The organism is uncultured Planktosalinus sp., assembly GCF_963973675.1.
Taxonomy (GTDB): Bacteria; Bacteroidota; Bacteroidia; order Flavobacteriales; family Flavobacteriaceae; genus Planktosalinus.
This window is the reverse complement of sequence record NZ_CAXBAN010000092.1, coordinates 1-8,120: the sequence shown is the minus strand read 5'-3', so window position 1 is coordinate 8,120 and position 8,120 is coordinate 1. Positions and strand designations below refer to the sequence as shown.

Here is an 8,120-nt window from a genome sequence, read left to right as displayed (position 1 = left end):
ACATAAGATAAATAAAGCAAATTAAATATTGCTTAAGTATTTGAAAAACAATGCTTTTATAAAATAATTTAATAAATAAATAGTTAATCACATTGTGTTTTTTATGACACAATGACTTATTTTAAGATATGTCAAAATCAAAACTTATAGATATCGACAGTTTGTCATTTCAGGATTTAAACGATGAAACAGAGTTAATCCCTCTAATGACTTCTGAAGATGAAGATGCCATCAACAAAGAAGAACTACCAAATGAACTTGCTATCCTACCATTGCGAAACACAGTTCTTTTTCCAGGAGTTGTAATTCCAATTACGGCCGGAAGAGACAAATCAATAAAACTCATCAATGAAGCCAATAAAAACTCAAAGGTCATTGGGGTGGTCTCACAAAAGGTGGAAGGTGTTGAAGAACCGGATGAAAAAGACATCAATCGTTTGGGAACAGTAGCAAAAATATTAAGAGTTCTAAAAATGCCCGACGGTAATGTTACTGTTATAATTCAGGGAAAAAAACGCTTTGAAATTGATTCATTAACTTCTATTACTCCTTATTTTAAAGCAAAAATAAAAGAAGTAGAAGAAGCCAAACCCGCAAAAAACAGTAAGGAGTTTAAGGCCATTATCGATTCAATAAAAGAGCTTGCCCTTCAAATCATCAATGAAAGTCCAAACATTCCTTCTGAAGCTTCTTTTGCAATTAAAAATATTGAAAGCAATTCATTTTTAATCAATTTTGTGTCTTCCAACATGAATATTGATGTTAAGGATAAACAGAAATTGCTGGAAATCAATTCGCTGGAAGAAAGAGCCCTTGAAACTTTGAAATTCATGAATGTTGAATTTCAAAAATTAGCATTGAAAAATGATATTCAGTCAAAAGTGCGTTATGATTTGGATCAACAACAACGCGAATACTTTTTGCATCAGCAAATGAAAACTATTCAGGAAGAGTTAGGTGGAGTTTCTCATGAAGAAGAGTTGGATGAAATGCGCAAAAAAGCCAAAAAGAAAAAATGGTCAAAAAATGTTGAAAAACATTTCAATAAAGAATTGGCGAAATTACAGCGTATGAACCCTCAGGTAGCCGAATATTCTATTCAAAGAAATTATCTGGAGTTATTTTTAGATTTACCCTGGAACCACTATTCAAAAGATAAATTTGATTTAAAGCGTGCCAAACGCATTTTAGACAGAGATCATTATGGATTGGATGAAGTAAAAAAACGAATTGTTGAATACCTGGCAGTATTGAAGCTTCGTAATGACATGAAGTCCCCAATCCTTTGTTTGTATGGGCCTCCCGGAGTAGGTAAAACATCACTTGGAAAGTCTGTTGCAGAAGCTTTAGGGCGCAAATATGTAAGGGTTTCACTAGGTGGTCTCAGAGATGAATCAGAGATTAGAGGGCATCGAAAAACCTATATAGGAGCTATGCCCGGGCGAATTATACAAAGTGTAAAGAAAGCTGAAACCTCCAATCCTGTTTTTGTCCTTGATGAAATAGATAAATTATCACTAGGTAATCAGGGAGACCCTTCTTCAGCATTGTTAGAAGTACTTGACCCGGAACAAAACAGTGATTTTCATGACAATTTCTTGGAAGTTGGTTTTGATCTTTCAAAAGTTATGTTTGTAGCAACAGCAAATAGTTTAAATACCATTCAGCCTGCCTTGTTAGACAGGATGGAAATCATCAACGTAACGGGATATACTATAGAAGAAAAAGTGGAAATTGCTAAAAGGCACTTACTTCCCAAACAATTAAAAGAACATGGGCTTGACAATTCTCATTTAAAAATTGCTAAACCGCAATTAGAAAAAATTGTAGAAGGCTATACCCGTGAATCTGGAGTTCGTGGTCTTGAAAAGCAAATCGCCAAAATGGTTCGCCATGCAGCGATGAATATTGCCATGGAGGAGGAGTATAATTTGAAAGCCACAAACGATGATATTTTAAAAGTGTTAGGTGCGCCAAAAATGGAACGCGATAAATATGAAAACAATGATGTAGCAGGAGTAGTTACCGGCTTGGCCTGGACCCGTGTGGGGGGCGATATACTCTTTATTGAGTCAGCTTTGTCAAAAGGTAAAGGTAATTTAACAATTACCGGTAATTTGGGTAAGGTGATGAAAGAGTCTGCCACCATTGCAATGGAGTATATAAAATCAAATGCAGACGAACTCCAAATTGATCCGAATGTGTTTGAAAACTACAACGTTCATATACACGTTCCTGAAGGTGCCACTCCAAAAGATGGCCCCAGTGCAGGAATCACAATGTTAACTTCTTTAGTATCCCTATTTACGCAGCGAAAGGTCAAGAAGAGCATTGCAATGACAGGCGAAATAACTTTAAGAGGAAAAGTGCTTCCTGTAGGTGGAATCAAAGAAAAAATTTTGGCGGCAAAGCGAGCACGTATTAAAGAAATATTACTTTGTGAAGAAAACAAACGTGATATTGAAGAAATAAAAGACGATTATTTAAAAGGTCTGAAATTTCATTATGTAAAAGACATGCACGATGTATTAAAACTGGCGTTGACCAAAGAAAAAGTCAAAAATGCAAAAAAGCTTTAAATAAGAAAGACGAAAAATGATTAAAAAAGGAAAGTAGATTGTAGCTTTCCTTTTTTTATGAATGCTGAAAATAAATTATACTTGCACTCGTTTAATTAAATGTATATTCTCCCAAATTTGAGAATGCAAACCCGCACTATCTTATGCATAAAAGGATTCTAATTGCAATCTTTATACTATGTTCCGTACTGAGTTATTCTCAAATTGGAGGAAAGGGCACCTATCAGTTTTTAAATCTCGTAAATTCACCACGTCAAGCCGCTTTAGGAGGAAAAGTACTCACTAATTATGATTATGACCCCACACAAGGTATGTATAATCCGGCATCAATTAACCCTTTAATGGACAATCAGCTATCTGTCAATTATATCAACTATTTCGCAGATGTAAATTATGGAACTGCTTCTTATGCTTATTTGTGGGATCGTCGCACACAGGTGTTTCATACCGGTGTAACCTATATCAATTATGGTAAATTTGATGGTTATGATGAACAAGGGGAGTCAACAGGAAAGTTTGGAGGTGGTGAAGTGGCACTTTCTGCAGGATATGCCAGGAACATTCCCTGGTCAGACTTTTACTGGGGAGTGAATGTAAAGCTCATTTCATCAAAACTTGAGGAATACAGCTCTTTTGGAGGAGCAATTGATATTGGCCTAATGTATATTTATGAACCCTGGGACTTGCACATAGCTGCTGTTGCCAGAAATATAGGTACACAGTTTACACCTTATCACGAAACTTATGAAAAACTACCATTTGAGGTAGACTTTGGAATTTCACAGACACCTCAAAACATTCCAATAAGGTGGCATTTAACATTAGAGAATTTACAGACTTGGAACATTGCATTTTCTAATCCTGCACGTGAAGAAATCGATTTGGAAGGAAATGTACAAAAAGAAAATATCGGTTTTTTTGATAATATCTACCGAAGGGTAATTTTTGGTATCGAAATTTTTCCTGAAAGTGCGTTCAATTTAAGACTTGGATACAATGTAAGACGTTCAGAGGAGCTTAGAATTGTTGAACAAAGAGCTTTTGCGGGTTTAAGTGCCGGATTTGGAATTAAATTAAATAAATTGAGAGTGAGCTATTCCTATTCAAAATACAGTTCAGCTGCTGCTGCCAGCTTTTTTGGTTTGAATATCGATTTACAGTAATACTTTTGAAATAGTTAAGCATTTGATAGCATGAAAAAAATTACAATAGCCATAGACGGATTTTCATCAACAGGAAAAAGTACAGTTGCCAAACAATTGGCTGCTTATCTGGGTTATATTTATGTTGATACAGGTGCAATGTATAGGGCAGTAACTTTGTTTGCACTTCGGGAAGGGTGTATGAAAAATGCTGTTTTAGAATCAAAAAAGCTTATTGACAGACTTGAAGAAATAAAGCTTGAATTTAAAATTGAATTAGGTCAAAACAATGCTTTAATTTATCTAAATGGTGAAAATGTAGAAAAAGAAATTCGGAGTATGGATGTTTCACAATGGGTAAGTCATGTTGCCGAACTTTCAGAAGTTAGAAAAAAACTTGTTGAGCTACAACAACAAATGGGTAAAAATAAAGGTGTTGTAATGGATGGAAGAGACATAGGTACTGTTGTTTTTCCGGAAGCAGAATTAAAAATATTTATGACTGCAGATGCTAAAGAACGAGCCCAAAGACGTTTTTTAGAGTTTCAGGAAAAAGGAAAATCGGTTTCTTTTGAAGAAATTTATGCCAATGTAACCGAACGTGATCGTATTGATACAACACGTGCAGATTCTCCTTTAATTAAAGCTGATGATGCCATTGAAATTGATAATACACAAACCAATAGAGAGGACCAGTTTCATACTGTTCTCCAACTGGCAAAAGACAGGATTGCTGGAAGAGTTTGATTATTGATTCAGTAAAGCAACGCTTTGCGTTGCAACAATAGCAGCAGTTTCAGTGCGAAGTCTGCTATTACCTAACGTTATAGGTTGAAATGATTTTTGTTTGGCCTGCTCAATTTCTTCGGTTGAAAAATCTCCTTCAGGACCTATTAAAATTGTATATGAAGTTTTGGGAACGAGTATATCCTTGAGGTTCTTTTTATCACCTTCTTCACAATGGGCAATGCATTTCAAATCTGTAATAATTGATTGAGAGTTGATAAAACTGCTGAAGGAAATAACCGGATTAATTATAGGTAAATAAGCCTTTAAGGATTGTTTCATAGCACTCAACACGATTTTATTATAGCGTTCAGGCTTTATTTTTGTACGCTCGCTATGTTCACAAATCACCGGGGTAATTTCACTGACTCCAATTTCTGTAGCTTTTTCGAGAAACCATTCAAAACGGTCGTTGAGTTTAGTTGGAGCCACGACCATGTGAAGGAAATAGGGAAGTGAAGGTTGTAATTCTTTTGAAAGTAATTTTACACCACATTTGTTATGATTGGCAGAAACAATTTCTGAAGTAAAAAAATAACCTCTTCCATTGGTTAATAAAAGTGTATCACCTGCATTTTTTCTCAATACTTTTATTATATGCCGACTTTCGTCTTTATCAAAAAGTAAAAGTTGTTGAATTGAATCAGCTTCAGGGTGATAGAAAAGTTGCATAGTTAAAATTTAAAAAGTCATTCGTGCTTTGGAAGCAACATTGATATCTGAAAAATCATTTTGTTTGTATTTTAGCTCGCCTACTATAGCAATCATCGCAGCGTTATCAGTGCAGTAATCAAAATTGGGGATGTGTGTTTTCCAACCAAAATCAGTTTCAGCTTTTTTTAACGCTTTGCGAATTCCGCTATTTGCAGAAACTCCGCCACCAATGGCAACCTCTTTAATACCTGTTTCTTTAACGGCATTTTTAAGTTTGTCCATTAAATAATCTACAATTGTAAATTGAATAGAAGCACAAATGTCTGCTATATTTTCTTTGATAAAATTTGGGTTAGTTTTGGTATTGTTTTGAACGAAATATAATATAGCTGTTTTCAAACCACTGAAACTAAAATCCAAATCACCCACTTTAGGCTTGGTAAAAGAAAAAGCATTTGGGTTACCCAATTGAGCATATTTATCAATTAAGGGACCTCCGGGATAGGGAAATCCAAGGATTTTTGCAGACTTATCAAAAGCTTCACCCACAGCATCATCAATAGTTTGGCCAATAATTTCCATATTAAAATAATCTGTAACCTTTACAATTTGTGTGTGCCCACCACTAATGGTCAACGCAAGGAATGGAAAGTCTGGTTTTGTTTGGCTATCATCTTCAATAAAGTGAGCCAATATATGAGCCTGCATGTGGTTTACTTCTATTAATGGAAGATCCAACCCCATAGCCAGTGATTTTGCAAACGAAGACCCAACCAATAGTGCACCCATCAATCCCGGTCCACGTGTGTAGGCCACAGCACTGAGCTGTTCTTTTGAAACACATGCCTTTTTTAAGGCGCTAGCTACCACCGGAACGATATTCTGTTGATGTGCTCTTGAGGCCAATTCGGGTACAACACCTCCGTATTCTTCATGAATTTTTTGAGATGCAACTACATTAGATAGAATTTTGCTATTAAAAATTACTGCCGCAGCAGTATCGTCACACGAAGATTCAATTCCTAAAATATATATTGGTTTATTCATTTTATTTAGGCATAAAAATTGCTACTTTTATGGGCAAACTCAGTGCAAAGTTAAAACAATAAGCGCTATCAAAAAATTCAAAAAAATACTATTCCGCTTTTTGCTGGCAATTGTTTTGCTTTTATTACTCATAAGTATCTCACTTATGTTTCCAAAAGTTCAAACTCTAGTTGCCAAACAAGTTACAAATTCAGTAAACAATACCTATGGAACAGATATCAATATTGAAAAAATTGGAATCAATTCAAAAGGAGAAGTTGTTGTTGACGGAGTGTATATAGCTGATCATCACAAAGACACATTAATTTATGTACATAGTGTGCGCACCACTATTTTAAGTTTTAGGAACTTATTAAAAACTAATTTAAATTTTGGGGACTTAACACTGACTGATGCAAAACTTTACGTTAAAACACACAAAGGTGAGGAGAAAGACAATCTTAGTATTTTTTCCAAAAAATTTGCACCCAAAGTTCCACTAGAAGACCCAGAACCTTTTATTCTTGAAGCTTCTACACTTCAGCTTGAAAACACATTAATTAAAATTACAGACGAAAACCTCGAGAATCCTGATGTATTGATTATGGATGCTGTTAACCTTAGCACAGGTCATTTTGAAATTTTGGACATCAATGTATTTGCAGATATCAAGCATTTGCAGTTTCTATATAACAATGAAATTAAAGTAGAAGGATTAAGTGCAGATTTTAAATATACTGAAGATTTAATTCAACTCAATCAGCTTGATTTAAAAACTAGCGAAAGTAATGTTGAAGCAGATGTTATATTGTATTTTGATGAAAGTGGTTTCTCTGACTTCACTAACAATGTTGTTTTTGAAGCAGATTTTAAAAATGCTTCAGTTGCTACGAATGATTTGAATTATTTTTACGACGAATTTGGTAAAAACCAAAGAATTGACTTTTCAGGTAAGTTAGACGGGCCATTAAATAATCTTAGTCTTACAAGTTTGAATCTACAGAACCAAACTACTAACATACAAGGAGACTTTGTGTTTAAAGACTTATTGAAAGATGGGAGTGTTTATGAAATTGAAGCAAATAATCACAAAATTAACTCCAATTATTTTGACTTACGGAGATTTATGCCCAATATTCTTGGAAACCTTTTACCAAAAGAACTTCAACAATTAAGAGATTTTAGTTTTAATGGAACCACAAAAATAACTGGCACAAATTTAGACACAGATCTGGAGGTAAATTCCGCACTGGGTTTAGTCAAAACTAAATTAAAAATGGGTTCAATTGACAATGTTAATCAAGCCTCTTACAAAGGAAACGTTGATCTTCGAAAATTTAACTTAGGAAAACTTTTAGGTGTAAATTCACTGGGTACAACAACAGCTAAACTTCAGTTTGACGGTAAAGGATTTAGTCAGGAAACAATCAATACAGCACTGTCTGGAAAAATAAAAAATTTTGTTTTTAACGATTATAATTATACCAATATAGATGTTAAAGGAACACTTGAAAACCCTATATTTAATGGGGAGTTAAGTATAAAGGACCCCAATCTAAAACTTGATTTTGATGGATTGATTGATGTTTCTGAAGATCGAAATATCTATGATTTTGACCTTCAAATTGAGTATGCCGATCTTTACAACACCAATATTTTTAAACGCGACAGCATTTCAATTTTTACTGGAAAAATAGGCATGGATATGCAGGGCACCAATGTTGATGATGTTAAAGGTGTTATCAGAATTTCAGAAAGTACTTATCAAAACCTAATAGACGATTATTACTTTGATGATATTTTAATTCTCTCAACATTTGATGAAGATGAACGTACCATTCAGATAATTTCACCTGATGTAGTTAGTGGCAAACTAACAGGAAACTATTTACTCAAAGATTAATCCTGATAAACTTTTACATTTAATTCAAAG

At 34.3% G+C, this 8,120-nt stretch carries 6 protein-coding genes; 4 read left to right on the top strand and 2 right to left on the bottom strand.

Going from position 1 to position 8,120, the window contains the following annotated elements; all coding sequences use genetic code 11:
• Positions 1 to 128: 128 nt before the first annotated feature.
• From lon to cmk, 3 genes are all read left to right on the top strand, one after another.
• Positions 129 to 2,579, top strand: a complete 2,451-nt coding sequence (gene lon, locus AACY61_RS05185) for an endopeptidase La (protein ID WP_339610523.1) — start codon at positions 129 to 131, stop codon at positions 2,577 to 2,579.
• Positions 2,580 to 2,722: 143 nt separating this feature from the next.
• Complete coding sequence (gene porQ / locus AACY61_RS05180) at positions 2,723 to 3,742, top strand: type IX secretion system protein PorQ (protein ID WP_339610522.1); 1,020 nt, start codon at positions 2,723 to 2,725, stop codon at positions 3,740 to 3,742.
• Between the two features lie 30 nt (positions 3,743 to 3,772).
• Entirely contained in the window at positions 3,773 to 4,468 is a 696-nt protein-coding gene (gene cmk / locus AACY61_RS05175; RefSeq protein ID WP_339610521.1) for a (d)CMP kinase, read from the top strand.
• On the opposite strand, the gene AACY61_RS05170 is transcribed toward cmk, so the two are convergent.
• Positions 4,469 to 5,179 (bottom strand): 16S rRNA (uracil(1498)-N(3))-methyltransferase, encoded by a 711-nt coding sequence (locus AACY61_RS05170; RefSeq protein ID WP_339610520.1) that lies wholly within the window; start codon positions 5,177 to 5,179, stop codon positions 4,469 to 4,471.
• Positions 5,180 to 5,188: 9 nt separating this feature from the next.
• Positions 5,189 to 6,208, bottom strand: coding sequence for a tRNA (adenosine(37)-N6)-threonylcarbamoyltransferase complex transferase subunit TsaD (gene tsaD, locus AACY61_RS05165; RefSeq protein WP_339610519.1), 1,020 nt, complete (start codon positions 6,206 to 6,208; stop codon positions 5,189 to 5,191).
• A gap of 145 nt (positions 6,209 to 6,353) precedes the next feature.
• On the opposite strand from tsaD, the gene AACY61_RS05160 reads away from it, so the two are divergent.
• The gene (locus AACY61_RS05160) at positions 6,354 to 8,090 is read left to right on the top strand and encodes a hypothetical protein (RefSeq protein ID WP_339610518.1); all 1,737 of its coding nucleotides are present in this window, start codon (positions 6,354 to 6,356) and stop codon (positions 8,088 to 8,090) included.
• The last annotated feature ends 30 nt before the right edge of the window (positions 8,091 to 8,120 follow it).